The organism is Paenarthrobacter sp. NPDC090522 (assembly GCF_044769225.1).
Lineage (GTDB): Bacteria > Actinomycetota > Actinomycetes > Actinomycetales > Micrococcaceae > Arthrobacter.
The window spans coordinates 58997-84701 of the sequence record NZ_JBIVXL010000009.1 but is presented as its reverse complement, the minus strand read 5'-3'; the positions used below and the strand labels follow the sequence as shown (position 1 = coordinate 84701).

Below are 25705 nucleotides of genomic sequence, written 5' to 3'. Positions count from 1 at the left end.
CGGGGAAACCGACCAACTACTCAGAAGGGACGTCAACGGTGACTGTGCCTGTGAATACCCAAGACCCGACTCCGGCGAGCCTGGCCCGGCCTGGCCTCGGAGCCCAGTTGCTGCGCCGCAAGCCCATTACCCAGATGGTCAGCGAAGCCGGAAGCAGCGAAGGTGGCACGCCCCTGGTCCGCAGCTTTGGTGTCCTGCAACTGACCATGATCAGCGTCGGTGCCACGCTCGGCACGGGCATCCTGGTGATCCTGGGCGAATCCGTGCCGCTGGCAGGCCCCGCCATCTGGATCTCCTTCGTCATTGCTGGCCTGGCGGCGTTGTTCTCCGCAGTCTCCTACGCCGAGATGGCGGGGTTGGTTCCCGTTGCGGGCTCCAGTTACTCCTATTCCTACGCCACGATGGGCGAGGGGATGGCATGGATCTGCGGCTGGTGCCTGGTGCTCGAGTACGCCGTGTCCGTGGCCGCAGTGGCCGTGGGCGCAGGCCAGTACGTCAATGAGACGCTCGCTGCATTCGGGCAGGTACTGCCGGATGCCATGAGCCAGCCGCCGGGTGACGGGGGAGTGGTGAACGTTCCAGCGATGGTGATCGTGGTGCTGGCCATGGTCCTCCTGGTTCGCGGAGCCCGCGAAAGCGCTTGGATCAACACGGCCGTGGTCATCATCAAGGTGGGCATCCTGTTGTTCTTCTGCGCCGTGGCCTTCACGGCGTTCAATGCCGGAAACTTCGAGCCCCTCCTCCCTATGGGCGCAGCCGGTGTCTCCGCAGCCGCGTCCAGCGTCTTCTTCTCCTATATCGGCTTCGACGCTGCCTCAACGGCCGGCGAAGAGGCACGCAACCCGAAGCGGGACCTTCCCCGGGCCATCATGCTGTCCATGGTGATCGTCACCAGCATCTACGTGCTGGTTGCTGTCGCCGCCATCGGGGCACGCCCCTGGGGTTGGTTCGACGGCACCGAGGCTGCCTTGGTGCAGATCCTGCACGAAATTACCGGGCAGCCTTGGATTGCACTGGTCTTTTCCGTTGGTGCAGTGCTTGCCATCGCCAGCATCGTGTTGACTGTCCTCTACGGCCAGACGCGCATCCTGCTCTCCATGTCACGCGACGGCATGGTGCCCAAAGTGTTCGGCCGCGTCTCCCGCCGCACCGGCACTCCGGTGGCCGGGACGCTGATCGTGGGTACCGCCGTCGCGCTGACCGCCGGCCTGGTTCCACTGGGTGCGCTGGCGGACGCTACCAGCATCGGCACGCTGTTTGCCTTCGCGCTGGTGAACGTCGCCGTGATCTATCTGCGCCGCAACCGTCCGGATTTGAAGCGAAGCTTCCGGGTTCCGCTGTACCCGATCACGCCAGTGCTGGGCACCCTCATGTGCGCCTACCTCATGGCCAACCTCGGTGCCGATACCTGGATGGTCTTCGGCATGTGGATGCTCGTGGGCATCGCCATCTACTTCGGCTATGGACGCCGGAACTCCAAGGTAGCCGCGCTCAGCGAGCAGGACTACCGTGAACTGACCACCAGGGCCGTGAGCCCGGAACCTGTGAAAGCAGACAACGCATGACCATCGCCACAGAACTACCCACCGACCCGTCCGCCGTCATCCCGGCGGAGGCTCCCATCACCATGCTGAACCCGGACTTCCCGTTCAGCTACGACCATTACCTGGCACATCCCGAAGGTCTGGGCTCGGTCCCCGAAGAACGCCTCGGAACCGAGGTGGCCGTGATCGGCGCAGGCCTCTCCGGACTGGTCACCGCCTACGAACTCATGAAGCTCGGCCTGAAGCCGGTCATCTACGAGGCCGACCAGATCGGTGGCCGCCTCCGGACCGCGAGCTTCCCCTCAGCCCCCGGCGTGGTGGCAGACCTCGGCGGCATGCGGTTCCCTGTTTCCGGCAAGGCCTTCTACCACTACGTGGACCTCCTGGGACTGGAAACCCAGGACTTCCCCAACCCGTTGGCTCCCGTCACCTCCAGCACGGTGATCGAGTTGGCCGGGAAGAAGCACTACGCCACGACGCCCGAGGACCTTCCGGCTTTCTTCCACGAAGTTGCAGATGCCTGGAAGGACGCCATTAAGGACGGCGCCGCCTTCACCGAGATGCAGGACGCCATCAAGGCCCGCGATACCAAGCGCATCAAGGAACTCTGGAACGAGCTCCTGCCCCAGTTGGACGAGCAGACCTTCTACGGCTTCATCGCGGCGAGCAAGTCCTTCAAGGACGCAGGCTTCGCGCATCGTGAGGCGTTTGGGCAGGTCGGTTTCGGCACGGGCGGCTGGGACACCGACTTCCCCAACTCCATCCTCGAAATCCTTCGCGTCGTCTATACGGACGCAGATGACCAGCACCGCCTCATTGCGGGAGGAGCCCAACGGCTCCCCGAGGCACTGTGGAACCACGCGCCGTCGGGCATTAAGCACTGGCCGGAAGGCACCTCCCTGGCGTCGCTGCACTCGGGTTCGCCGCGTGGTGCCGTGGACAACATCCGCCGGGCGGATAACGGTGACCTGGTGGTCCGGGAGAGCTGGGGCCGCGAAGCAACCTATCCGGCCGTAGTGACCACGTGCCAGTCGTGGCTGCTGTCCACCCGGATCCACACCGAAGAGGCACTGTTCCCGTCGGAGCTGTGGACGGCAATCGAACGCTCACATTACATGCAGTCGTCCAAGACGTTCGTGATGGTGGACCGTCCGTTCTGGAAGGACATCGATCCGGAAACCGGCCGCGAAGTGTTGTCCATGACGCTCACCGACCGCCTCAACCGCGCCACGTACCTGCTCGACGACGGCCCGGACAAGCCCGCGGTCATCCTCCTGTCCTACACATGGAACGATGATGCCCTGAAATGGCTCGCCCTCAGCGCCGAAGAACGGGTGAAGCTCATGCTGCACTCCCTGGAACAGATCTACCCGGGAGTGGACATCGCCAGCCACATCGTGGGCCAGCCGATCACGGTCTCCTGGGAAGCGGACCCCAACTTCATGGGTGCCTTCAAAGCCAACCTGCCCGGACACTACCGGTACCAGCAGCGGCTGTTCACGCACTTCAGACAGGACAAGCTTCCCGAGAGCCAGCGCGGCATCTTCCTGGCAGGGGACGACGTGTCCTTCACCGCCGGCTGGGCCGAGGGTGCTGTGACCACCGGACTGAACGCTGTGTGGGGCGTGGTGAACCACCTCGGCGGTTCCTCCGCGGCCGGTAACCCGGGTCCGGGTGAGATGCTCGACGAGCTCGGCCCGGTATCCCTCGATTAAGGACGTTGCGGGGCCCGCTCTCCGCGCTAAATCGCTCGTTTAGCGCGTCGAGCGGGCCCCGCATCTTTGCTCTAAGCGCCGTGCATTTCCCGGTGCGCGGCAGCGAGTTCCTTGTAATGGGCTGCGTTGTGCTTCACGCCCTCAAACTCCTCATCCGTAAGCTCCCGCCGCACCTTGGCCGGCACACCCGCAACCAGGGAGCGCGGCGGAATCACCGTGCCCTCAAGGACCACGGCTCCGGCGGCGATGAGGGAACCCGAGCCGATCACGGCTCCGTTGAGGATGGTGGCGCTCATGCCGATGAGGCAGTCGTCCTCCACAGTGCAACCGTGCACTACGGCGCTGTGGCCCACGGAGACGCGCTCGCCCACAGTGCAGGGGAACCCGGGGTCCGCGTGCAGGACCACGTTGTCCTGGAGGTTGGAACCTGCGCCCACCTTGATGGCCGCTGTGTCCGCCCGGACGGAGACGCCGTAGAAGGCGCTGGAATCCTCGGCCAGCGTGGCCTTGCCAATGATCGAAGCCGTGGGCGCCACGAAGGCCGTGTCATGGATGGCCGGAGTGTCCCCGGCGAAAGTGTAAGAGGGAGCCATGACCCCAGCTTAGTTCCCAACTGGGTCGCATTTGTGCGCGTTTTCAGCGCTCAGAACGCGCACTAATGCGACCTAGTTGGGTAGGAACCTAGTTGAACACCACGGTCCGCGTGCCATCCAAGAGCACCCGGTGCTCGGCATGCCACTGGACGGCCTGGGTCAGGGTGCGCCCCTCCACGTCGCGTCCCATCTGCACGAACTGGGCGGCCGTCCGGGCGTGGTCCACCCGGATGACTTCCTGCTCGATGATGGGTCCCTCGTCCAGGTCCGCAGTGACGTAGTGGGCCGTGGCGCCGATCAGCTTCACGCCGCGTGCGTGTGCCTGGTGGTACGGCTTGGCTCCCTTGAAGGACGGAAGGAACGAGTGGTGGATGTTGATGGCCCGGCCGTTCAGTTCCCTGCAGAGATCGTTGGAGAGCACCTGCATGTAGCGGGCCAGCACTGTCAGCTCAATATCGTGCCCGGCGATCAGCTTCAGGAGTTCCGCCTCGGCCTGCGGCTTGGTTTCAGCGGTGACCGGGATGTGATGGAAGGGGATGCCGTAGAACTCCGCCAACGACTCCAGGTCCCGGTGGTTGGACACGATGGCCGGAACCTCGATGGGGAGGGTGCCGGCACGCTGCTGGAACAGGAGGTCGTTGAGGCAGTGCGCGTCCTTGGAGCACATGATGATGGTCCGGACCTTTTCGCCTACGGGGTTGATCTGCCAGGTCATGCCGAAGGATTCTGCGACTGGCCGCAGCGCGGCGGCCAGTTCCGCCTGGGGGCTCGACGTCGTTGCCTCCACCCGCATGAAGAAGTTGCCTGTGCTGGGGCTTCCGTACTGCTGCGAATCGGCGATGTTGCAACCTGCGTCAAGAAGGGCTCCGGCGACGGCATGGACAATGCCGGGGCGGTCAGGGCAGGAAAGGGTCACAACAAATGCGGAGTCAGTCACATGATCAAGCCTACCTGCGCGGCGTTGTTGTACTGTTAACGGGTCGCGACTGGCGTTGGGTGGACTACCACCAGGGAGCGGCAATCACGAAGACCACGGATCGTACGCCTGGGCCGAGGGTCATGTCTTACCGCTGCAGCACGTGACCTATGCCTCCCGTAACGGAGGGGACGAGGTAATGCCGCTGCCGGTAGCCTGACCTGTAGCACCACCCATTCCCTAGCCAGGAGATCTCCGTGACTACCACCACTTCAGCGTCTGTCAGCAACCAGTCGCTCGCCGAACTCGATCCCGAGATCGCAGCAGTCCTCGACCAGGAGCTTGGCCGCCAGCGCGGCACCCTGGAAATGATCGCCTCCGAGAACTTCGCCCCCCGCGCAGTCATGGAAGCCCAGGGCTCCGTCCTGACCAACAAGTACGCCGAAGGCTACCCGGGCAAGCGCTACTACGGTGGCTGCGAATACGTGGACGTCGCTGAGCAGCTCGCCATCGACCGGGTCAAGGCACTTTTCGGCGCCGAGTACGCCAACGTCCAGCCGCACTCCGGTGCACAGGCCAACGCCGCAGCGTTGTCCGCCATGATCACCCCGGGCGACAAGATCCTGGGCCTCTCCCTGGCGCACGGTGGGCACCTGACCCACGGCATGAAGCTCAACTTCTCCGGCAAGCTGTACCAGGTTGCGGCCTACCAGGTTGAAGAAGACTCCTTCCGCGTGGACATGGACAAGCTCCGCGAGCAGGCCATCGCCGAGAAGCCGCAGGTCATCATCGCCGGGTGGTCCGCCTACCCGCGCCACCTGGACTTTGCAGCCTTCCGCTCCATCGCTGACGAGGTTGGTGCGCTGCTCTGGACGGATATGGCCCACTTCGCCGGCCTCGTCGCAGCGGGCCTGCACCCGAGCCCGGTGCCGCACTCCGACGTCGTGACCTCTACGGTGCACAAGACCCTGGCAGGCCCGCGTTCCGGCGTGATCCTGGCCAAGGAACAGTACGGCAAGAAGATCAACTCCAACGTCTTCCCGGGCCAGCAGGGCGGCCCGCTCATGCACGTCATTGCTGCCAAGGCCGTTGCCTTCAGGATCGCCGGCAGCGACGAATTCAAGGAGCGCCAGGAGCGCGTCCTCGAGGGTGCCAAGATCATCGCTGACCGCCTCAACCAGTCCGACGTTGCCGAGGCCGGCGTGTCCGTCCTCACCGGCGGCACCGACGTCCACCTGGTCCTCGTGGACCTGCGCAACTCGCAGCTGGACGGCCAGCAGGCCGAAGACCTCCTGCACTCCGTGGGCATCACCGTGAACCGCAACGCCGTTCCGTTCGACCCCCGCCCGCCGATGGTCACCTCCGGCCTCCGCATCGGTACGCCTGCCCTGGCTACCCGCGGATTTGGTGCCGCTGAGTTCACCGAGGTTGCGGACATCATCGCAACGGCGCTGAAGTCCGGCTCCGCCACCAACGTGGAAGCCCTCCAGGCCCGCGTCGACAAGCTCGCTGCCGACTTCCCGCTGTACCCGCAGCACGAGCAGTGGTAAACAGCGGTTCCCGCGACAACAGGCGCTGAAAACGCATTACCCGGGCACTGAACCGGAGCCAACGGGATCCGCCGCCACACCCAGAGGCGGCGGGTCCCGTTGGCATGAGCCTCCACCACAGGTCACCCACCAGAGAGAGCAGATGGAATGACACAGTCCACCGCACAGATCCTTGACGGCAAGGCCACCGCCGCTGCCATCAAGGCAGAACTGACCGAACGCGTTTCCGTCCTCGCAGGCAAGGGCATCGTCCCGGGCCTGGGCACCATCCTGGTGGGCTCCGATCCTGGAAGCACCTGGTACGTCGGCGGCAAGCACAAGGACTGCGCCGAGGTAGGCATCCAGTCCATCCGCCGTGACCTCCCGGAGGACATCAGCCAGGAGGACCTCCTGAAGGTTGTCCGGGAGCTCAACGAAAACCCCGAGTGCACGGGCTACATCGTCCAGCTGCCGTTGCCCAAGCACATTGACCAGGACGTCATCCTGGAGGCCATGGACCCTGAAAAGGATGCCGACGGCCTGCACCCCATGAACCTTGGCCGCCTGGTGGCCAACGTGAACGGCGAAATGAAGTCGCCGCTTCCCTGCACGCCCAAGGGCTGTGTGGAGCTGCTCCGCCGCCACGGCATCGAGCTCAAGGGCAAGCGCGTCCTGGTGGTTGGCCGCGGCGTCACCATCGGCCGGCCCATCGGCCTCCTGCTCACCCGCAAGGAAGTCAACGCCACGGTAATCCTGGCGCACACGGGAACGGTTGACCTGCCCGCCGAACTCCGGCAGGCCGACGTCGTGATCGCCGCTGCCGGCGTACCGCACATGATCAAGGCCGAAGACCTCAAGCCGGGCGCAATCGTGCTCGACGTCGGCGTCAGCCGCGTGGACGACGGCAACGGCAAGGCTGTGGTCACCGGAGACGTGGACCCGGCAGCGGCCGACGTCGCCGCCTGGCTGTCCCCGAACCCGGGCGGCGTGGGTCCGATGACCCGCGCGATGCTCCTGGCCAACGTGGTGGAGAGCGCCGAGCGCCAGGCCGGTATCGCCTGAGAAAACGCTAACAAGACGCCTACTCCTCCGGGAGTAGGCGTCTTGCTCCGTTACGAGGACGCCCTTTGTCCTACCTCCGTCTACTCTCGTTGTATGCGCCCCTATCAAGGCCCCTTACTTTTCGAGGGACCTCCCCGCCGCTTCAACGGCCCACCCACTGCTTTCATCGTCATCACGGTCGCCGTCATCCAGGTGGTCGGCACGCTGTTTTCCGCGAGCCACCAGGAGGCCGGCAGGCCGCTGGATGTGTTCGGCATCCTGCTCCTGCTGGTGGGCCCGGCGGGTCTGGCTTTCCGGAAGCGTTCCCCGGAGCTGATGCTGCCCCTGGCGCTCGTGGCCACAGGCATGTACCTCGCCTGGGGGTACGCATGGGGTCCGATCGTGGTGTCGCTGGCTCTTGCCATCGTGCTGACCGCCGCTGCGGGCCTGCGCTGGCAGGCATGGTTGGGAGCCGGGCTTGCTGCCGCCGCCGTGGTGGCCGGAGCCGTGATGGCGGGCGACGACGGCTGGCCTTTCCGCGCCTCGGCGGGCGTGGCGTGGGCCGCGATCCTGGTGATCCTGGGGCAGGGCATCCGTCGGCGCAGCGAACGCTTCGCCGAGTACCGGCGCCGGCGGGAGGCCGCAGCGAAGGCCGAACGCGACGGATACCGCCTCACCCTCGCCCGCGATATCCACGATGTCGTGGCGCACTCCCTCTCCATGATCAACGTCCAGGCCTCGGTGGCCCTGCACTTGGGCACGGAGGATCCCTCGAAGCTCAGGCCAGCCTTGGAAGCCATCAAGACCGCCAGCAAGGAGTCCCTGACAGAGGTCCGGCAACTGCTGGGCGTGCTGCGGGAGGACGTGCCGTTCGAACCCGCGGCGGCGCCCACGCTGGACCGCGTTGCCGAGGTGGTCAAGCAGGCCGAGTTGGGCGGTCTGCAGGTGCGGCTGGACGATGAGACAGACCATTCGGCCATCGCTCCCGCCCAGCAGGAAGCGGCCTACCGGATCATCCAGGAGGCCCTGACCAACGTCGGCAGGCACTCAGGTGCACAGGCTGCCGTCGTGCGTTTGCTGGTGCGCAACGGAACCGAAGGCGGGCTGCTCACCGTGCAGATTGACGACGACGGCGCCGGCATGGGCCTCTCGGTCCCCGGCAACGGCCTCACGGGGATGCGAGAGAGGGCTGCGGCCCTGGGCGGGACGGTCACCCTTGACGAACTGGCGCCCGGGTTGCGTGTGCACGCACTCTTGCCCCTGCCCGCAGAACGGGACCACGCGTGATCCGCATCCTCCTGGCCGATGACCAGACCCTTATCAGGGCAGGATTCCGTGCGCTCCTGGACGCCGAACCGGACATGGAAGTGGTGGCCGAGGCCGGCACAGGAAGGGACGCCGCACGGCTGGCGGCAAGGGACAATCCGGACGTGGTCCTCATGGACATCCGGATGCCGGACGACGACGGCCTCACCGCCACCCGCCGCATCCTCGCCAACCCGGCACTCTCCGGCACGCGGATCATCATCCTCACCACCTTTGAACTGGATGAATACATCGCCGAGGCTGTCCGCGCCGGTGCGGCCGGCTTCCTGGTCAAGGACACGGAGCCCGCTGAACTGATCCGCGCCGTCCGCGTGGTGCACGACGGCGATGCCCTCCTCTCGCCCTCGGTGACGCGGCGGATCATGGCCCAGTTGGCATCGCACAGCCGGGCTGCGGGGGAGTTGCTCAAGCTGGACCAGGTCACAGAGCGGGAACGCGAGGTCCTGGCGCTGGTGGGGGAGGGGCTGAACAACGCGGAGATCGCCGAGCGGCTGTTCATCACCCCATTGACTGCCAAGACGCACGTTTCCCGGATCATGACCAAGCTCATGGTCAGGGACCGTTCCCAATTGGTGGTCCTCGCGTATGAGTCCGGGCTTGTAAAGCCCGGATGGAGCACCTGAGCCGACTCCCTGCTGAGTACGGCCGGCCACCAAGGTGACTCCCGACGGCGGACGCCCCACCGGCCGCTGAACGGAAGACTCGAACCAGAGCCGAAAGACGGTTCGCGCCGGGCACCGGCGCAGAGAGTTTGGATCACTGACATGTTCACCGCATTGACTTCACTCGTCGGGGAGACCACGCTCGGGGGAGCCTTGGCACACGTGCCGGCCACCGTCGTCGCGCATGGTCCATGGGGTGACGGCGCCTACTGGCCGTTCTTCCTGATCTTCCCGCTGTTCTGGATCCTCGTGATTTTCCTGTTCATCTTCGTGGGCCGCCGGGCATGGCGCCGCAACCACAACTGGGTCGCGACCCAGGGCGCGGAGGGTGTGCTGCGTGAGCGGTATGCCCGCGGGGAAATCGACGAAACCGAATTCCGGCAGCGCCTGGAGGTGTTGCGCTCGCAGCGGCCCGCGTGACCCCCAGCCTGCGTCACCCTCCCCAACTGACTGGCACTTGTGGTTGTTTTGAGGGCTCAGAACAACCACAACTGCCAGCCAGTTGGGCGAATATCTGCAAGAGCTCTTTCACATATCGGTGGGCGCTACTAGTCTGCTGAGGGTGCACAATGAAGCAATCCGCCCTGCAGCCCTCCCGGAATCGCAGCGCGGAACGTCCGCCATGAACCCACCCACCGTCATTCGCGCCCACAACCTCACCAAGACCTATGGTGAGCTCACCGCCGTGGACAACATCTCCTTCGAGGTCCCGGCGGGGGAGTCCTTCGGCCTGCTCGGTCCCAACGGCGCCGGCAAGTCCACCACCATGAAAATGATCGGGGGTGTCTCCCAGCGCACCTCCGGGACCCTCGACATCATGGGCCTGGATCCCGAATCCCACGGTCCCGAAGTGCGGGCGCACCTGGGCGTGGTTCCGCAGCAGGACAACCTCGACGAAGAGCTGAAGGTCCGCGAAAACCTGATCGTCTACGGTCGCTATTTCGGGCTGCCGCTCAGCTACCTCCGGCCCAAGGCCGATGAGCTCCTGGACTTCGCGCAGCTCACAGACAAGGCAAACTCCAAGGTGGATGCCCTGTCCGGCGGCATGAAGCGCCGCCTCACCATTGCCCGCTCGCTCATCAACGAGCCCCGCATCCTCCTCCTCGACGAGCCGACCACCGGCCTGGATCCCCAAGCCCGCCACATCCTCTGGGACCGCTTGTTCCGGCTCAAGGAAAACGGCGTCACCCTCATCCTCACCACGCATTACATGGACGAGGCGGAGCAACTGTGCGACCGGCTGATCGTGGTGGACAAGGGCCGGATCATGGCCGAGGGCTCGCCTGCCACCCTGATCCGCGAGCATTCGTCGCGCGAAGTACTTGAGCTCAGGTTCGGTTCCGAGCGCAACGCGACCATCGGCGTCGAGCTTGAAGGCATCGGCGAGCGGCTCGAAACGTTGCCCGACCGCGTACTCATCTACGCCGACGACGGCGAAGCCGCGCTGGAGCAGGTCTCCGCCCGTGGCTTGCGTCCGCTGACCTCCTTGGTGCGCCGGTCCTCCCTGGAGGACGTGTTCCTGCGGCTTACGGGCAGGAGCCTCGTTGACTGAGGATGAGCTCACGACGGCGGCGCGACCGTTGCGCGCCCACTCACCTGCCGTCTCGGCCGCGAGGGCAAGGAGATGGGGTTCGTTCTTCTACGCCGAGCAGGTGCTCCGCGTCATGCGGAACTACGGCTGGTCCGTGGTGCTGTACAGCGTGGGGCAACCGGTGGCCTACCTGTTCGCGATGGGCGTTGGCCTGGCCAGCCTGGTGGATGCCAACAGCGAATCCGTCTTCGGAGGGGTCAGCTACCTGGAATTCGTTGCTCCCGCTTTGTTGGTGTCAGCTGCGGTGATGACGGCCTCGGGGGAGTTCTCCTACCCGATCACGGACGGCTTCAAATGGCGGCGGGTGTTCTACGGGCCGCATGCGTCACCGCTGGTCCCGCAGCAGATCGCCGCCGGACACATCATGGCCAGCAGCCTGCGGTTCCTGCTTCAGTCTGTGGTGTACTTCGCGGTGGTGGCCATGTTCGGTGCCTCGCCGGGTCCATGGGGCTGGGTCTCGGCGATCGTGGCTACCGTGGCCGCCCTGTCCTTTGGCTTGCCGCTTATGGCGTATGCCGCCAGCATCACCCAGGACAAGGGGCAGTTCGCCCTGGTGCAGCGCTTCATCGTGATGCCCCTGTTCCTGTTCTCCGGCACGTTCTTTCCCCTGGACACGCTGCCGCTGGCCGTCCGGTGGATCGGCTGGATCTCCCCGGTCTGGCACGGGACGGAGCTGGGCCGGGTGTTCACCTACGGCATGGACGAGAACCCGCTGCGGACGCTCACGCACGTGCTGTACCTCCTGGCCACCGCGGCCGTAGGATTTGTGCTGGTCCGCCGGCAGTTCGTGAAAAGGATGGGCTCATGAGTGTCCTGACCGGCGGGCACAGCGCCACCGACGTAGCCCGCGAACGGAAGTTCGGCCCCCTGTACTCCCGCAACGCCAAGGCCGTAGTAGCCCGGGGACTGATGGCGGCGAAGTCCAGCACATGGCTGGTGCTGTTGTCCGGCTTCTTCGAGCCGGTGTTGTTCCTGCTGGCCATGGGCGTGGGAATGGGCTCCATCGTGGGCACGGTCCAAGGCCCCGGCGGCGAGGAGATCAGCTATGCGGCGTATATCGCGCCGGCACTCCTTGCGGTCTCGGCCATGAACGGCGCCATCTACGACTCCACGTGGAACGTCTTCTTCAAGATGAACTTCGCCAAGCTCTATCAAGGCATGCTGTACACGTCCCTGGGGCCACTGGACGTTGCCATCGGTGAGATCTTCCTGGCCTTGCTCAGGGGCCTGCTGTATGCCACCGGATTCACGGCAGTCATGGGTGTCATGGGTTTGCTGACCACATGGTGGGCCATCTTGGTGATTCCGGCCTCGGTACTCATCGCCTTCGGTTTTGCGAGCTTCGGCATGGGCATCACCAGCTTCATGAAGACGTTCCAGCAAATGGACTGGATCAACTTCTTCCTGTTGCCCATGTTCCTGTTCAGTGCCACGTTCTACCCGCTCAGTGTTTACCCGCAGCCCATCCAGTGGTTCATCCAGGCAATGCCGTTGTGGCATGGCGTGGAGTTGCTGCGGCAAATCAGTGTTGGCGTCTTTACCCCTGCCACGGCCATCCACGTGGGCTACTACCTGGTGATGATCGTGCTGGGCATCATGTTGACCACGGGAAGGCTGCGCCGGCTGTTCCTGAAATGACTGTTCGCCGTGCGTGGAAGCCGGTCCGGGCACCTGCGGGCGTTTGAGACAATGGATCCATGCAATCTCTCGGTGACCCGCACCCTTCCACGTCCACGTCCGCCCGCGGCCCCCTCAAGGGCTTCCGCATCGGCGGCCTGGGGATGACTGTCGTCATCATCGCCTTCCTGGTCGCCGTGATCTTCGCGGCCAACCAGAACGACGTCGTGGGCTGGGTCGTTGCTGTTGTCTCCTTCGGCTGGCTCGCACTCGCAGCTTTCGTCGTGTTCAGCATCCAGCGGGCCGCAAAGCGGGCCGGGGCCAAGCTGACCGAAGCGCAAAATGCCTTTGCCGCGGCAACCGGCCGCGCGCCGTCGTCGTCCTCCGCGGACCATGGGGGCACCCGGGTGGTGGCCGAACGCAGCCAGGCGGACGAGGTTCGGGACCTCAAACTGGACCATTCCTTCAAGATCGTCCAGGTCCAGGTCCGGGTGGTGGAAGACGAGCGCGCCAAGGGTGCCGATGCCAACCAGGACACCATCAACCGTGCCCTCGAAACCATCGCCATCACGTCCACCAACGCACGGGACATGATCAAGTCCTCGGGTGACTCCGACGAGCCCGTGGCCGGAACCATCATCGACTAGAGTAGAGCGGGTGAGTACGGCATTGAAGAAGGATTTCCTTCGCATCGCATCGGTCAACGTCAACGGCCTGAGGGCTGCCTACAAGAAGGGCATGGCGGAATGGCTGGAGCCGCGCGAAGTCGACATCCTCTGCCTTCAGGAAGTCCGTGCACCTGACGAGATCGTCAACTCGCTGATCGGTGAGGGTTGGTACATCCTCCACTCCGAGGCCGAAGCCAAGGGCCGGGCAGGCGTGGCCATCGCTTCACGCCAGGAGCCCACGGCCACGCGGGTCGGCAACGGAGACGATTACTTCGATACTTCCGGACGCTGGGTCGAAGCCGACTTCGCCCTGCGGAACTCCGCAGGTGAGGCAACCACACTGACCGCCGTCAGCGCCTATGTGCACTCCGGCGAGGCTGGAACGCCCAAGCAGGATGACAAGTACCGTTTCCTGGACGCCATGACCACCCGCTTGCCTGAACTGGCCAAGCACAGCGATCACGCATTGGTGGTGGGCGACCTCAACGTGGGTCACACCGAACTTGATATCAAGAACTGGAAGGGCAACGTCAAGCGTGCCGGCTTCCTCCCGGAGGAGCGTGCGTACTTTGACCGCTTCTTCGGCGAAGAGATCGGATGGAGGGATGTCCACAGGGGCCTGGCGGGAAATGTCGCCGGCCCCTACACCTGGTGGTCCCAGCGCGGCAAAGCCTTTGACACTGACACTGGCTGGCGCATCGACTACCACCTGGCTACTCCCGCACTCGCTGCCGCGGCTTTCTCGGCAGTAGTGGACCGGGCGCCTTCGTGGGACACCCGCTTCTCCGACCATGCGCCGGTGGTTGTTGACTACCGGCTCTAAAGCTTGACGAAAGTATCTACCCCATGACTACAGCTGAAACTGACGCAGCCGTTCTTCCCGCCGCCAACCCCGTGACCTCCACCAAGCTTGCTGCCGGGGCCAAGCACCGCGTGCTCTCCGGCATGCAGCCTTCGGCCGACTCCCTGCATCTGGGCAACTACCTTGGTGCCCTGATCAACTGGGTCCGTATGCAGGACGAGTACGACGCCGTCTTCTTCATCCCGGACCTGCACGCCATCACGGTCCCGCAGGACCCGGCGGAACTCGCACGCCGCACCCGTGTCACCGCAGCGCAATACATTGCCGGTGGGGTTGACGTGGAGAAGTGCACACTGTTCGTCCAGTCCCAGGTTCCCGAACACGCGCAGCTCGCTTGGGTCCTGAACTGCATCACCGGCATGGGCGAAGCCGGCCGCATGACCCAGTTCAAGGACAAGGCCCAGAAGCAGGGCTCGGACCACGCCAGCGTGGGCTTGTTCACCTACCCCATCCTGCAGGCTGCGGACATCCTGCTCTACCAGCCGCACGGCGTACCGGTAGGCGAAGACCAGCGCCAGCACGTGGAGCTTAGCCGGGACCTCGCCAACCGCTTCAACAGCCGGTTCGGTGAGACGTTCCAGGTGCCCGAGGCCTTCATCCAGAAGGAATCGGCCAAGATCTACGATCTCCAGAACCCCACGGCCAAGATGTCCAAGTCAGCGGAATCGCCGGCGGGCCTCATCAACCTGCTCGACGAGCCCAAGACCGTGGCCAAGCGCATCAAGTCGGCCGTGACGGACACCGAGACCGAAATCCGCTATGACCGCGAGAACAAGCCTGGGGTTTCCAACCTGCTGACCATCTACTCGGCCATCAGCGGTACCCCGGTGGAGAAGATCGTGGCCGACTACCAGGGCAAGATGTACGGCCACCTCAAGGTGGACCTTGCCGAACTCGTCTCAGGTCACTTGGCCCCCATCCGGGAGCGCGCCAACGAACTCCTGGCCGACCCCGCCGAGTTGGACCGCCTCTTGGCCGTTGGCGCGGACAAGGCCCGCGAGATTGCCGCCGCCACCCTCGCCGACGTCTACTCCAAGGTTGGGTTCCTGCCCTACCGCGGTGCAGAGCAGGGAGTCCGCTAAATCCATGTGCGCCGCTGGTCAGCTCAACGTCCAGGCCGACTCCCACCCGGGTGCCGGTCCGGACGGTTCGCCCCAGCCCACTGTCACCGGCACCGGCTGCGGTGCCGGTGACGCCATGTGCGTTGGCGTGATCCTCGGATTCCCGCCGGACATCGCACAGGAACTGCAGGATTGGCGGGCGTCGTTCGGCGACCCCATGGCCGAGGTCATCCCGGCGCATATCACCCTGATCACCACGACGCCCACGCAGGACTGGGAAGCCACCCGGGACCACGTTCGGGCGGTAGCGCAGACCCAGCCGCCGTTCACCATCACCATTTCCGGTACCGGTTCCTTCCGTCCGGTCTCGCCCGTGGTGTTCGTGAACGTGGAGCAAGGCTTCGAGGAATGCGTGCAGCTCCACGAGAAACTGCAGTCCGGTCCCTTGGAGCGATTGCTCCCGTTCCCGTACCATCCGCACGTCACGGTGGCCCACGATGTCGCCCAGGAAAATCTTGACGAGGCAGAAACGGTGCTCAGTGATTACCGGGCTACCTTCCCAGTGGTTAGCATGGGACTTTACGAGCACGACACCAATGGAATTTGGCAGCTACGGGAAGAGCTCGACTTTGGCGGCGACAGTGACGAAGACCAGCAGGCGGAATCCACGTCAACAGGCGGACAGTCCTCCACTGCCAACTGAACTGGCGAAGCTTAAACTCGAACTCCTCCACAAGCGGCAGGACTGGGGCCACAGCAAGCGTGCCGGTGACGGCTTGGCCAAGAGGGCGGGCGCCTTTTTTGCGTTGGCCCTCGCCAAGCTGAATACCAACCGGGCCATGCGTTCGTTCCAGCATTACTCCCGCCAACATGGGCCGCTGTTGAGTGCCGGCATCGGATTCAACATGTTCTTCTCAGTGACCGGCCTTCTTACCACCGGCTTCGCCATTGCGGGCATTGTCCTGGGCGGCAACCCGGTCCTGGAAGACGCCGTGATCCGGAGCGTGGCTTCTGCGGCACCCGGCCTCCTGCAGGTCAACGGCGGGGAAGGCCTGGTGGATCCACAGACGCTCTTGAATCCGTCCGGCCTCGGCTGGACAGCCGCCATCGCCGCCGTCGTAACCATTTTCACCTCGTTGGGCTGGATCGCGAGCGTCCGGGAAGGCGTGCGCGGAGTCATGCAGGCGGATCCCCTCCAGCGCAGCGCCGTGTTGCAGAAGCTCGTGGACGCCGGGACCTTGCTGCTCCTTGGGGTCATCCTGGTGGTCAGCGCCGGTGCCTCGTTGGTGTTCGGTACGGCCGCGGACTGGATCTTTGATGCACTCCGCCTGGATGAGGCAATCGCCGGGCCCATCGCCGGCGTCGTCAAGATCGTGGTTCCGCTCCTCTTGAACTGCGCGACGGCGGCAGTGTTGTTCCGCTTGGCCGGTGGACTGAAGCTGGGGCGCCAGAGCTTCCTGGAAGGGGTTGTCCTGGCAGGCGTGGGGACCACGGTCCTGCAGTTCTTCAGCACTGAACTCCTTGCGCGCGCGGGGAACAACCCGGTCCTGGCTTCCTTCGCGATCATCATCGGGTTGCTGATCTGGTTCAACCTGGTCAGCCAGGTGTATCTCGTCTCAGCAGCGTGGTCGGCCATTCGGGAGGCTGACGTGCAGGCAGGGGAGACGCCGCGCAAGAGGTTCCTCGGCGCCCGCCGGGCCACCCCGCAAACCTGACCGGCCCCGTGGAGGCACCGTGAACAACCAGTTGTGGATAGCCTGCCTCATCGGTGCCGCCATGGGTCTGGTGGTAGGCCAGCTCGTGTTCAACTCACCCTTCTTAGGCATCCTGATCGGCGTCGGCCTGGGCGCGCTGGTGGGCGCATCCCTCGGCCCCAAACGCCCCTAGTGACCCCGCGTTGCGTTCGGCTACGGCGCCTTCACCAAGCCCTCCCAAGCCACGGTCCAACCCGGCGGGAACCCGGGGGCGTGGCGTTCGGGTCCGTCGTCCCACCCGGCGGCCATCAACGCCACTGCCGCCAGCAAGCCACCATTACCGGGGAGATACAACGGCAGGGAATCGGTTTGCCGGTTGTGGCCGTTCGGCAGCACGGTGTTCTTTCCCACGTCCAGCAGCAGCGCGTCCACCGCGGCTTCCGGGTCCTCCAGGCGCGCTGCCGTCATGGCCATCACCGGGTAGTCCCAGCCCCAGGTGCTGGCCCAATCCCAGTCCGCCAGCACGTCGTGCAGGGTGGCCCGCATGGTGTCCGGATCGATCAACCCGGTCGTGGGCACGAAACCCAGGGCGCACAGCATGGACGGGTGGTCGGTGCGGATGGTGAAGGGTTCCACGTCGATCGCGGTATACACCCCATCCACCACGTGCGGTTTGACCATACCTCCTGCTACGTCCTTCCAAGCGGCAACGGGCTCCAAGCCCAGCCGGTCACGCCAAGCACATGCGATGCCCAGCGCCCACTGCCAATAGGCCAGCTCGAACGTGGGGTTGCTGACCCTGCCGCGGATGGACCCGTAACTTTCCTGTGCTGGGACCAACGGCGGCCCGAGCTCGAATCCCCGCTGCGTCGGATGCGCAAAGCCGGCCATGAACGCCGCCGACTCGAACACCATCTCCGCGAATTCTTCCAGCACTTCGCGGCAGGGGTTGGCGCGGTAGGCCAGTTCCGCGAGGTAGATGGGGTGCGGCTGCTGCCAGATCAGGAAGGTGCCGATGGTGCTGGGACTCTCACGTCCATCCGGCCCAACCTGCTTGGGCCAACGCACTCCCTCGAAGCCCTGCTGCTTGGCCGTTTGCCGGGACCTCTCCAGCACCGTGGAGTACCAGCGCAACGAGGGCAGCAGCAGTTCCGGGCGGTTCCATTGGGCAAAGTGGGCAGCGTGCCACCAGTGCATTTCCAAGTGGAAGCGGCCGCGCCACGAGTTGCACACCAGCCCCGTTTCCTGCGGCGGCAACGAGCCGGAGCAGTTGATCGCCGTCAGGTACTGGGAGAGGACAATCCGACGTTCCAATTCCTTGGCCCGCGGGTCATCGGTGGCGTGGAGTTCGATCGCGCCACCGGAGTTCCACAATTTCGGCCAGTACGCGGCAGACGCTGCCGCGACATCGCTGCCTGCCGCCGGTTCCAAGGAACGCACGACGCCGGATGCTGGCCCCGTGCCGGGGCTCGCCTCGGTTGCCGCCCGAGTCGGCTCGGGTGCCGGTGCCGCCTGCCCGATTCCGGCGGTGCCGCGCGGGATGCAGTCGCCATCGCCCGCGGAGAGGAAGGCAATGGACAGGTCCAGAATGGAACCCCGGGCGCCGGATTCTACGTGGTCGTCGGAGCCAACACGGAGCGAATGCTGGCCTGTCTGTTCGATCCGGAGGCTCTTTCCGGTAATGACCACCTCGTAACGCGAGTCATCCAGTTCCCGGTGCACCACCCAGCCCGTCTTCCCGGCGAGTGTCGGGGTGGGCTGCTCCAGGGTGGTGGTGTGCGCGTCCGGCCTGCTCCAATCAGCGGCGTCGTGCCAGGCCTCGGATCCGTACGGGAAGTCCAATCCGACAACCAGGCGGGGCCCCGTTCCCGGCGAGCCCAACGCAGCCGACTCCACGCGCAAGCCGAGCTGGTCGCGGTCGGGGTGGCACGCCGTCGTGACCGTCACGGGGTGGCCCGCCACGGTGAAGCGGCTGGTCACGATTCCGGACCAGAGGTCCAGTGTTTGTTCGGTTCCGGTGATGTCGGCCGGTTCGAGGGCGCGTTCCTTCCCGCCTTCCACCCACCGGAAGCCGATCCTGCCCAGGTCCAGGCGGTGCGCGTTCGCGCGGAGCCACGTTTCTGCCCGGGAAGTTCCGGTTTCCCGGTCATCCACGATGTCTCCCACCATGTCCACGTAGGGCACGGGCCCGCGGGGTGAATCGTAGAGGACAGTGGACCCCGACAAGTCGTAGGAAGCTTCCGGCGGGACGGAGTGCCAGCCCCATTGTGCCTGGGTGCCCAGCAAGGTTCCGGGCGGGAGCTCGTCCCGGGCCCCCACGGGGTAGGAGCCGGGAAATGTCTGCAGGCCAGTGAGGTCCATGGTGAAGGCGAATTCGCCATTGCCCACTGAGACTGGGCTCCGTGGGTCCAGTTCCTTCTGCGTCACGTTGTGGCGCCTGACCAGCGACTCGCGGTCGATGCCGGCACTGGCAGGCTCCAGCACAACGGTGTCCTCAAGCTCACGCAGGGTGAAGAAGGCCGCACGTTCGTTGGGACTCTGGTTGGGCTGGTGCAGCGTCAGGAACAGGCTTCCGTCGAGGGCCCGGGCGATCATGCCGTGGCCGCCGTCCTTGTTCCACAGGGCTTCAGGCTCCTGGATCCAAGGACCCAGCACGGTGCCGGATTGGCTGCGGGCGATGCCCATGGAATAGCCGTGGTCCCCGAAGCTGGACCACAGCATGATGAGTTTGCCACTGGCGAGCCTGTGGAGGAACGGACCGTCGGTGACATGGACTGGAGCGCCCGTGTGGGACGGTTTGTCCAAGGGGCGTGACCACGGAGCCTCGGAAGCCGTGAACAGGAACGTCGGTTCACCCACCGCGCTGCGCAGGTCCGGGCTGAGGCGCTGGGCGACGATGGCGCCGTCGTCGATCTGCTTCCACTCGTGGCAGAAGACCATCCACGGCTGCCTGTCGGCGTCCAGATGGAGTGTTCCGTCAAGGCATTCCCAATCGGGTGGGGTCACCGGCCCGTTGCTCCACGGTGTGTACGGCCCTTCGGCCTCGTCGCTGGAAAGTATCTGGGTTCCGCGGAAATGACCCGGTGCGGTAAAGGTGGCAAACAGGTAGAAACGCCCCTGGTATTCGTGTACTTCGGGTGCCCAGTACTGTTCGTGGCTCCAGAAACCGGGGTCTGGCCGAAAGGCTGGGATCGGCCCCTCCCACTCATTGAGGTCGCTGCTCCGGTAGCAGTCGAATCCTGTGGCGGGACCCGACCAGATGTTCTTGTCGGTGCTGCCGAAGAGCAGGTATTCACCTGTTGCGGGAAGGGTGAGGACGTAGGGATCGCGGATCTGGATGTCGGTAAGTTTCAGGGTCAAGACGGGGCCTCCGGGAAGCTTCCTAAATAGTTAACGATCAGAACTATTGACGCACATGAGAGCGCTTGATACGTTTCAGGAACCGTTTTCTGAGTCTGAAAGAAGCTTACCCAATGGCGCGTAAATCTCTAGGTAGTATCCGAAAATCGTTGGCATTCATTGCCGCACTGGGCCTGGCCGGCTTGGCCACAGGGTGCTCAGCAGGCAGCAACACCCAGGCCGAAAGCGGTCCGGTGGAGATCAGGTTCTCCTGGTGGGGGAACGCCGGCCGCGCAGAGTTGACCAACAAGGCCATCGCCGAATTCGAGGCAGCCAACCCCAACATCAAGGTCAAGCCGGAATACGGCGACATCGGCGGCTACTTCGACAAGCTGGCCACCCAGGTTGCGGCCAACGATGCCCCGGATGTCATCACCATGGGCGGCGCGTATCCCGCAGAATATGCCAACCGTGGCGCCCTCCTGGACTTGTCCAAGGTCAATGGTTCGCTGGATCTGTCCAAGCTGGACCAGGGAGCCCTGGAGAACGGCCAGGTGAAGGGCACGCAGTACGGCGTGTCAACGGGAGCCAATGCTTTGGCGATCGTCGTGAACCCGGCAGTGTTTCAGGCAGCCGGGGTTTCCCTCCCGGACGACAGCAAGTGGAGCTGGGACGACTTTGCACGCATCGCCGGTGACATCACGTCCAAGAGTCCCAAGGGAACCTACGGCACCGCAACCGTCCTGACCCACGACTCACTCGATGCCTTCGCCCGCCAGCGAGGACAGTCCCTCTACACCCAGGACGGCCAGCTGGGGCTGGACAAGGGTACGGTCCAGGCCTACTTCGACTATTCGCTCAAGCTGAGTGAATCCGGGGCCGCTCCGAGTGCGTCCGAGACCGTCGAGAAGCTCAACGTCAGCACGGAGCAGACGCTCATGGGCCTGGGCAAGGCCGGCATGATGCTCACGTGGAGCAACTCGCTCTCGGCGCTCAGCAAGGCATCCGGTGCCGAGCTCAAGCTCCTCAAGCTGCCGGGGGAGACGCCCACGCCGGGTATCTGGCTCCAGTCCTCGCAGTTCTACACCATCTCAGCCCGCAGCAAGCACGCGGATGCTGCTGCCAAGCTGGTGAGCTTTCTGGTGAACAATGAGCAGGCAGCCAAGATCATCCAGAGCGACCGGGGCGTGCCCAGCAACTCCGGGATGCGCACCGCCATCCAGGACCTGCTGACACCGCAGGGCAAGGTTGAGGCGGCCTACATCGACCAGATCGGCAAGATGGACTTCGCGCCCACCTACATCGGCCCCACGGGTTCCACGGCGGTCTCCGAAATCACGGCGCGCATCAACACCGAGGTGCTGTTCAAGCGGCTGAGCCCGGACAAGGCGGCCGAGCAATGGATCAGCGAGAGCAAAGCCGCGATCGGCAAGTAGCCACCCAACTAAGTCGCAGTTAAGCGCGTTCTGGGCGCCCAAAACGCGCTTAACTGCGACCCAGTTGGGAGTCAGGCGGCGTCGCGGACCTCCAGGTACGGGTCAGCCCACGCACCAATGATCCGTGCCACGCGCGCCGCCTGCCCCTTACCTGTGAGCAGGTGTTCGCTGCCTTCGAGCGAAATGAAGCTGCGGGGATGCCGCGCGGTGCGGAAGATTTCGCTGGCATTGTCGATTCCCACCGTATTGTCCGTGGGGGAGTGCATCACCATCAGCGGCTTGTGGAGGGTCCGGATGCAGTCGCGCAGGTCGGCCCGCTCCACGTCTTCCACGAAATGCCGGCGGATCTCCATGGGCCGGCCGCCCAGGTCCACCACGGCGCTCCCATCCCGCAGGATCGCATCGATTTCGGCGTCGAACATGTGCTCCACGTGCTTGGGTTCGAACGGCGCGCCAACGGTCACCACGGCATTGAGTCCGGGAATGTCCCGGGTGGCCGCCAGGACGGCGGCGCCACCGAAGGAGTGGCCCACCAGCAGCGAAATCGCGCGGCCCTGCTCTTTCATGAACGCTGCGGCAAGGATCGTGTCGGCGACCTTGACGCTGAAGGACCCCGCAGACCACTCGCCCTCTGATCCGCCCAGCCCCAGGTTGTCGAAGCGCAGCATGCCGACGCCCTGCTCGGCCAGTCCCTTGCAGATGCGCGAAGCCGCCGGGCTGTCCTTGCCCAGGGTCAGGCCATGCGAGTACACGCCCCAGCCACGGACGGGACCTTCGGGCACATCGACGATTCCCGCCAAGGCATCGCCGGTGCTTCCCGTGAAGCTGATCTTCTCAGAGCGTGACACGCTGGTCTCCTTGTTGTTCGGACGCCCGGTTCGGAGCGTCTCCGCTGATGATTAAAGCCCGACGGCGCCGCCCACCAAAAGTGGTGGGCGGCGCCGTCGTCGTGCTGTCCTTGGGGAACGGCTGACTAGATCTTGCGCGACAGGATAGCCTGCTTGACCTCGGCGATGGCCTTGGTGACCTGGATGCCACGCGGGCAGGCCTCGGAGCAGTTGAAGGTGGTGCGGCAACGCCACACGCCTTCCTTGTCGTTGAGGATTTCCAGGCGCATGTCGCCGGCGTCATCACGGGAGTCGAAGATGAAGCGGTGGGCGTTGACGATGGCTGCCGGACCGAAGTACTGGCCGTCGGTCCAGAAGACCGGGCAGGACGAGGTGCAGGCAGCGCAGAGGATGCACTTGGTGGTGTCGTCAAAGCGCTCACGGTCCTCGACGGACTGCAGGCGTTCCTTGGTGGGCTCGTGGCCCTTGTTGATCAGGAACGGCATCACTTCGCGGAAGGACTGGAAGAAGGGTTCCATGTCCACGATCAAGTCCTTCTCCACCGGGAGGCCCTTGATGGGCTCAACGGTGATGGGCTTGGTGGTGTCCAGGTCCTTGAGCAGCGTCTTGCAGGCGAGGCGGTTGCGGCCATTGATGCGCATGGCATCGGAGCCGCACACGCCGTGGGCGCAGGAGCGGCGGAACGAAACCGTGCCGTCGATCTCCCACTTGACCTTGTGCAATGCATCCAACACACGGTCCGTGCCGTACATGGTCAGCTTGTAGTCGTCCCAGCGGGCTTCGTCGGAGATCTCGGGATCGTACCGGCGCACGCGCAGGGTGATGTGGAACGTGGGGATTTCCCCGCCGCCGCCAACGCCCGCAGGAAGCTCGATCTTGGAAGCGGGTTCTGCCATTTCGGTCGTCATTAGTACTTACGCTCCATCGGCTCGTAACGGGTGAAGATCACGGGCTTCGTCTCCAGACGGATGCCCGCAACGGATTCCGCCGACGAGGCGGCTGTGACGGAATTGTCCAGGTAAGCCATGGAGTGCTTCATGAACTTTTCGTCGTCGCGGTCCGGGAAGTCCTCGCGGTAGTGGCCACCACGTGACTCTTCACGGTGCAGTGCACCGACGGTCATGACCTTGGCCATGTCCAGCAGGAAGCCCAGCTCCACTGCTTCCAGGAGGTCCAGGTTGAAGCGCTTGCCCTTGTCCTGGACAGTGACGTTCTTGTAGCGCTCCTCGAAGGAAGCGATGTCGCTGAGGACCTGCTGCAGCGACTCCTTGGTGCGGAACACCTGCATGTTGGCATCCATGGTGTCCTGCAGTTCCTTGCGGATCTGGGCCACGCGTTCGGTGCCGGTGCCGTTGAGCAGGCCGGACAGGATGCCACGGGTCATGGCCTCCGGATCCTCGGGAAGCTCGACGTAGTCGGCAGTCTTGGAGTACTCGGCTGCGGCAACGCCGGCGCGCTTGCCGAAGACGTTGATGTCCAGCAGTGAGTTGGTGCCAAGGCGGTTGGAGCCGTGGACGGAAACGCAGGCAACTTCACCGGCGGCGAAGAGGCCCGGCACAACGGTGTCGTTGTCCTGGAGGACCTCGGTTGCGATGTTGGTGGGGATGCCACCCATGGCGTAGTGGGCCGTGGGGAACACGGGAACCGGATCCGTGAATGGTTCCACACCCAGGTAGGTGCGGGCGAACTCGGTAATGTCCGGAAGCTTGGCTTCGATGTGCTCCGGCTCCAGGTGGGTCAGGTCAAGGAGCACGTAGTCCTTGTTCGGCCCACAGCCGCGGCCTTCGCGGACCTCGTTGGCCATGGCGCGGGCCACGATGTCACGGGGTGCGAGGTCCTTGATGGTGGGGGCGTAGCGCTCCATGAAGCGCTCACCCTCGGAGTTACGCAGGATGGCACCTTCACCACGTGCACCCTCGGTGAGGAGGATGCCCAGGCCGGCGAGGCCGGTCGGGTGGAACTGGAAGAACTCCATGTCCTCCAGCGGAATGCCGCGGCGGAAGGCGATGCCCATGCCGTCACCGGTGAGGGTGTGGGCATTGGAGGTGGTCTTGAAGACCTTGCCGGCGCCGCCGGAGGCGAACACCACGGACTTGGCCTGGAAGACGTGCAGCTCACCGGATGCGAGGTCGTAGGAGACCACGCCGGCAACGCGCTTCTGCTTGTACGGAGTACCGTCTTCGCGTACTGCGTCTTCTTCGACGATCAGCAGGTCAAGGACGTAGTACTCGTTGTAGAACTCAACGTTGTGCTTGACGCAGTTTTGGTACAGCGTCTGCAGGATCATGTGGCCGGTACGGTCGGCGGCGTAGCACGCACGGCGGACGGGGGCCTTGCCGTGGTCGCGGGTGTGGCCACCGAAACGGCGCTGGTCGATCCGGCCTTCGGGCGTGCGGTTGAACGGCAGACCCATCTTCTCCAGGTCCAGCACGGCGTCGATGGCTTCCTTCGCCATGACCTCGGCTGCGTCCTGGTCAACCAGGTAGTCGCCACCCTTGATGGTGTCAAAGGTGTGCCATTCCCAGTTGTCTTCTTCGACGTTGGCCAGTGCTGCACACATGCCACCCTGGGCCGCACCGGTGTGCGAACGGGTGGGGTAGAGCTTGGTCAGTACCGCTGTGCGTGCGCGCTGACCGGACTCGATCGCGGCGCGCATGCCGGCGCCACCTGCACCGACAATGACGACGTCGTACTTATGGACCTGCATACCAGATGCTCTCTCTTTCAAAATTCAGATGGTCGGCGGAGCCTGCTCCGCTAAGTCAGGTGCGGCCCTTGGAGCAGGCCCACCGGAGGAGCCGCTACGGCGCCGGGCAGAAACCGCCAGGCAGCTGAACGCCGTCGACGACGGGGCACGGGTTGAAGGTGAAGATCACCAGGGTGCCAAGAATGACGATCACCGCAGTAGCTGCGTACAGGACCACCTTGAGCCAGAAGCGGGTGGAATCCTTTTCCGCGTAGTCGTTGATGATGGTGCGGACGCCGTTGGTGCCGTGGAGCATGGCCAGCCAGAGCATGGCGAGGTCCCAGAACTGCCAGAAGGGATCTGCCCACTTGCCTGCCACAAAGCCGAAGTCGATCGCGTGGATGCCTTCGCCCACCAGCAGGTTCACGAACAGGTGGCCGAAGATAAGCACCACCAGGACGATGCCGGAGAGGCGCATGAAGAGCCAGGCGATCATTTCGAAGTTGCCGCGGCTGCTGCCGGTCCGGTTGTACTTCGGGGCGATCTTGCCCGAACGGGGGGACTGGATGGTGGTCAT

General features: G+C 64.6%; 24 protein-coding genes and 1 pseudogene. 17 read left to right on the top strand and 8 right to left on the bottom strand.

Annotated elements, in window-relative coordinates:
* Positions 1–134: 134 nt before the first annotated feature.
* Positions 135–1565, top strand: coding sequence for an amino acid permease (locus ACIQT2_RS13355; protein ID WP_400337499.1), 1431 nt, complete (start codon positions 135–137; stop codon positions 1563–1565).
* Complete coding sequence (locus ACIQT2_RS13350; protein WP_402947078.1) at positions 1562–3259, top strand: flavin monoamine oxidase family protein; 1698 nt, start codon at positions 1562–1564, stop codon at positions 3257–3259. The genes ACIQT2_RS13355 and ACIQT2_RS13350 overlap by 4 nt, the downstream gene beginning before the upstream one ends.
* Before the next feature lie 71 nt (positions 3260–3330).
* Here ACIQT2_RS13350 and ACIQT2_RS13345 read toward each other — a convergent pair whose 3' ends face one another.
* Together ACIQT2_RS13345 and purU are read right to left on the bottom strand one after the other, a co-directional pair.
* The gene (locus ACIQT2_RS13345) at positions 3331–3852 is read right to left on the bottom strand and encodes a gamma carbonic anhydrase family protein (protein WP_402947076.1); all 522 of its coding nucleotides are present in this window, start codon (positions 3850–3852) and stop codon (positions 3331–3333) included.
* An 88-nt stretch (positions 3853–3940) separates the two neighbouring features.
* Positions 3941–4789, bottom strand: a complete 849-nt coding sequence (purU, locus tag ACIQT2_RS13340) for a formyltetrahydrofolate deformylase (protein ID WP_402947073.1) — start codon at positions 4787–4789, stop codon at positions 3941–3943.
* Positions 4790–5025: 236 nt separating this feature from the next.
* Between purU and glyA the strand changes: the two genes are divergently transcribed.
* From glyA to ACIQT2_RS13270, 14 genes are all read left to right on the top strand, one after another.
* The gene (gene glyA, locus ACIQT2_RS13335) at positions 5026–6318 is read left to right on the top strand and encodes a serine hydroxymethyltransferase (RefSeq protein WP_402947071.1); all 1293 of its coding nucleotides are present in this window, start codon (positions 5026–5028) and stop codon (positions 6316–6318) included.
* Positions 6319–6465: 147 nt separating this feature from the next.
* Positions 6466–7359: a bifunctional methylenetetrahydrofolate dehydrogenase/methenyltetrahydrofolate cyclohydrolase gene (locus ACIQT2_RS13330; protein ID WP_400337442.1), complete on the top strand. Its 894-nt coding sequence runs from the start codon at positions 6466–6468 to the stop codon at positions 7357–7359.
* Positions 7360–7452: 93 nt separating this feature from the next.
* Positions 7453–8625 carry a sensor histidine kinase gene (locus ACIQT2_RS13325; RefSeq protein WP_402947068.1) on the top strand — a complete coding sequence of 391 codons (1173 nt, stop codon included), beginning with the start codon at positions 7453–7455 and terminating at the stop codon, positions 8623–8625.
* A complete protein-coding gene (locus tag ACIQT2_RS13320) occupies positions 8622–9287 on the top strand; it encodes a response regulator (protein WP_402947065.1) in 666 nt (221 codons plus the stop codon). Before ACIQT2_RS13325 ends, ACIQT2_RS13320 begins: the two co-directional genes overlap by 4 nt.
* Before the next feature lie 141 nt (positions 9288–9428).
* Positions 9429–9746: an SHOCT domain-containing protein gene (locus ACIQT2_RS13315; protein WP_402947063.1), complete on the top strand. Its 318-nt coding sequence runs from the start codon at positions 9429–9431 to the stop codon at positions 9744–9746.
* A gap of 202 nt (positions 9747–9948) precedes the next feature.
* Entirely contained in the window at positions 9949–10878 is a 930-nt protein-coding gene (locus tag ACIQT2_RS13310; protein ID WP_402947472.1) for an ABC transporter ATP-binding protein, read from the top strand.
* Positions 10871–11725: an ABC transporter permease gene (locus ACIQT2_RS13305; RefSeq protein WP_402947060.1), complete on the top strand. Its 855-nt coding sequence runs from the start codon at positions 10871–10873 to the stop codon at positions 11723–11725. Before ACIQT2_RS13310 ends, ACIQT2_RS13305 begins: the two co-directional genes overlap by 8 nt.
* Positions 11722–12555 carry an ABC transporter permease gene (locus ACIQT2_RS13300; RefSeq protein ID WP_400330670.1) on the top strand — a complete coding sequence of 278 codons (834 nt, stop codon included), beginning with the start codon at positions 11722–11724 and terminating at the stop codon, positions 12553–12555. The genes ACIQT2_RS13305 and ACIQT2_RS13300 overlap by 4 nt, the downstream gene beginning before the upstream one ends.
* Positions 12556–12614: 59 nt before the next feature.
* Positions 12615–13181, top strand: coding sequence for a hypothetical protein (locus ACIQT2_RS13295; RefSeq protein WP_402947057.1), 567 nt, complete (start codon positions 12615–12617; stop codon positions 13179–13181).
* A 10-nt stretch (positions 13182–13191) separates the two neighbouring features.
* On the top strand, positions 13192–14025 hold the full coding sequence (locus tag ACIQT2_RS13290) for an exodeoxyribonuclease III (protein ID WP_402947054.1): 834 nt from the start codon (positions 13192–13194) through the stop codon (positions 14023–14025).
* A 23-nt stretch (positions 14026–14048) separates the two neighbouring features.
* A complete protein-coding gene (trpS, locus tag ACIQT2_RS13285; protein WP_402947052.1) occupies positions 14049–15146 on the top strand; it encodes a tryptophan--tRNA ligase in 1098 nt (365 codons plus the stop codon).
* 4 nt (positions 15147–15150) lie between these two features.
* On the top strand, positions 15151–15828 hold the full coding sequence (locus tag ACIQT2_RS13280; RefSeq protein ID WP_402947049.1) for a 2'-5' RNA ligase family protein: 678 nt from the start codon (positions 15151–15153) through the stop codon (positions 15826–15828).
* Positions 15755–16840, top strand: coding sequence for a YihY/virulence factor BrkB family protein (locus tag ACIQT2_RS13275; RefSeq protein WP_402947046.1), 1086 nt, complete (start codon positions 15755–15757; stop codon positions 16838–16840). Before ACIQT2_RS13280 ends, ACIQT2_RS13275 begins: the two co-directional genes overlap by 74 nt.
* A gap of 19 nt (positions 16841–16859) precedes the next feature.
* On the top strand, positions 16860–17012 hold the full coding sequence (locus tag ACIQT2_RS13270) for a hypothetical protein (RefSeq protein WP_402947044.1): 153 nt from the start codon (positions 16860–16862) through the stop codon (positions 17010–17012).
* A 20-nt stretch (positions 17013–17032) separates the two neighbouring features.
* Here the strand turns inward: ACIQT2_RS13270 and ACIQT2_RS13265 are convergent, their stop codons facing one another.
* Together ACIQT2_RS13265 and ACIQT2_RS13260 are read right to left on the bottom strand one after the other, a co-directional pair.
* Entirely contained in the window at positions 17033–19300 is a 2268-nt protein-coding gene (locus tag ACIQT2_RS13265; RefSeq protein WP_402947469.1) for a hypothetical protein, read from the bottom strand.
* 69 nt (positions 19301–19369) lie between these two features.
* Positions 19370–20179: pseudogene (locus tag ACIQT2_RS13260) on the bottom strand (glycoside hydrolase family 43 protein); the annotation flags it as partial.
* Positions 20180–20292: 113 nt separating this feature from the next.
* Between ACIQT2_RS13260 and ACIQT2_RS13255 the strand changes: the two are divergent.
* The gene (locus tag ACIQT2_RS13255) at positions 20293–21594 is read left to right on the top strand and encodes an ABC transporter substrate-binding protein (protein WP_402947041.1); all 1302 of its coding nucleotides are present in this window, start codon (positions 20293–20295) and stop codon (positions 21592–21594) included.
* A gap of 71 nt (positions 21595–21665) precedes the next feature.
* On the opposite strand, the gene ACIQT2_RS13250 is transcribed toward ACIQT2_RS13255, so the two are convergent.
* The 4 genes from ACIQT2_RS13250 to ACIQT2_RS13235 form a co-directional block, all read right to left on the bottom strand.
* Positions 21666–22442 carry an alpha/beta hydrolase family protein gene (locus ACIQT2_RS13250; RefSeq protein ID WP_402947038.1) on the bottom strand — a complete coding sequence of 259 codons (777 nt, stop codon included), beginning with the start codon at positions 22440–22442 and terminating at the stop codon, positions 21666–21668.
* A gap of 125 nt (positions 22443–22567) precedes the next feature.
* The gene (locus ACIQT2_RS13245; RefSeq protein WP_402947035.1) at positions 22568–23350 is read right to left on the bottom strand and encodes a succinate dehydrogenase iron-sulfur subunit; all 783 of its coding nucleotides are present in this window, start codon (positions 23348–23350) and stop codon (positions 22568–22570) included.
* Positions 23350–25149 (bottom strand): succinate dehydrogenase flavoprotein subunit, encoded by a 1800-nt coding sequence (gene sdhA / locus ACIQT2_RS13240; protein ID WP_400330700.1) that lies wholly within the window; start codon positions 25147–25149, stop codon positions 23350–23352. Before sdhA ends, ACIQT2_RS13245 begins: the two co-directional genes overlap by 1 nt.
* Positions 25150–25243: 94 nt before the next feature.
* A complete protein-coding gene (locus ACIQT2_RS13235) occupies positions 25244–25705 on the bottom strand; it encodes a succinate dehydrogenase hydrophobic membrane anchor subunit (protein ID WP_387433251.1) in 462 nt (153 codons plus the stop codon).

Excerpts from the sequence above, each read along its gene's own strand:
- ACIQT2_RS13355 (WP_400337499.1), top strand. The coding sequence starts at position 135 with ATGGTCAGCGAAGCCGGAAGCAGCGAAGGTGGCACGCCCCTGGTCCGC.
- ACIQT2_RS13350 (WP_402947078.1), top strand. The coding sequence starts at position 1,562 with ATGACCATCGCCACAGAACTACCCACCGACCCGTCCGCCGTCATCCCG.
- ACIQT2_RS13345 (WP_402947076.1), bottom strand. The coding sequence starts at position 3,852 with ATGGCTCCCTCTTACACTTTCGCCGGGGACACTCCGGCCATCCATGAC.
- ACIQT2_RS13330 (WP_400337442.1), top strand. The coding sequence starts at position 6,466 with ATGACACAGTCCACCGCACAGATCCTTGACGGCAAGGCCACCGCCGCT.
- ACIQT2_RS13325 (WP_402947068.1), top strand. The coding sequence starts at position 7,453 with ATGCGCCCCTATCAAGGCCCCTTACTTTTCGAGGGACCTCCCCGCCGC.
- ACIQT2_RS13315 (WP_402947063.1), top strand. The coding sequence starts at position 9,429 with ATGTTCACCGCATTGACTTCACTCGTCGGGGAGACCACGCTCGGGGGA.
- ACIQT2_RS13310 (WP_402947472.1), top strand. The coding sequence starts at position 9,949 with ATGAACCCACCCACCGTCATTCGCGCCCACAACCTCACCAAGACCTAT.
- ACIQT2_RS13300 (WP_400330670.1), top strand. The coding sequence starts at position 11,722 with ATGAGTGTCCTGACCGGCGGGCACAGCGCCACCGACGTAGCCCGCGAA.
- ACIQT2_RS13295 (WP_402947057.1), top strand. The coding sequence starts at position 12,615 with ATGCAATCTCTCGGTGACCCGCACCCTTCCACGTCCACGTCCGCCCGC.
- trpS (WP_402947052.1), top strand. The coding sequence starts at position 14,049 with ATGACTACAGCTGAAACTGACGCAGCCGTTCTTCCCGCCGCCAACCCC.
- ACIQT2_RS13280 (WP_402947049.1), top strand. The coding sequence starts at position 15,151 with ATGTGCGCCGCTGGTCAGCTCAACGTCCAGGCCGACTCCCACCCGGGT.
- ACIQT2_RS13255 (WP_402947041.1), top strand. The coding sequence starts at position 20,293 with ATGGCGCGTAAATCTCTAGGTAGTATCCGAAAATCGTTGGCATTCATT.
- ACIQT2_RS13245 (WP_402947035.1), bottom strand. The coding sequence starts at position 23,350 with ATGACGACCGAAATGGCAGAACCCGCTTCCAAGATCGAGCTTCCTGCG.
- sdhA (WP_400330700.1), bottom strand. The coding sequence starts at position 25,149 with ATGCAGGTCCATAAGTACGACGTCGTCATTGTCGGTGCAGGTGGCGCC.
- ACIQT2_RS13235 (WP_387433251.1), bottom strand. The coding sequence starts at position 25,705 with ATGACCACCATCCAGTCCCCCCGTTCGGGCAAGATCGCCCCGAAGTAC.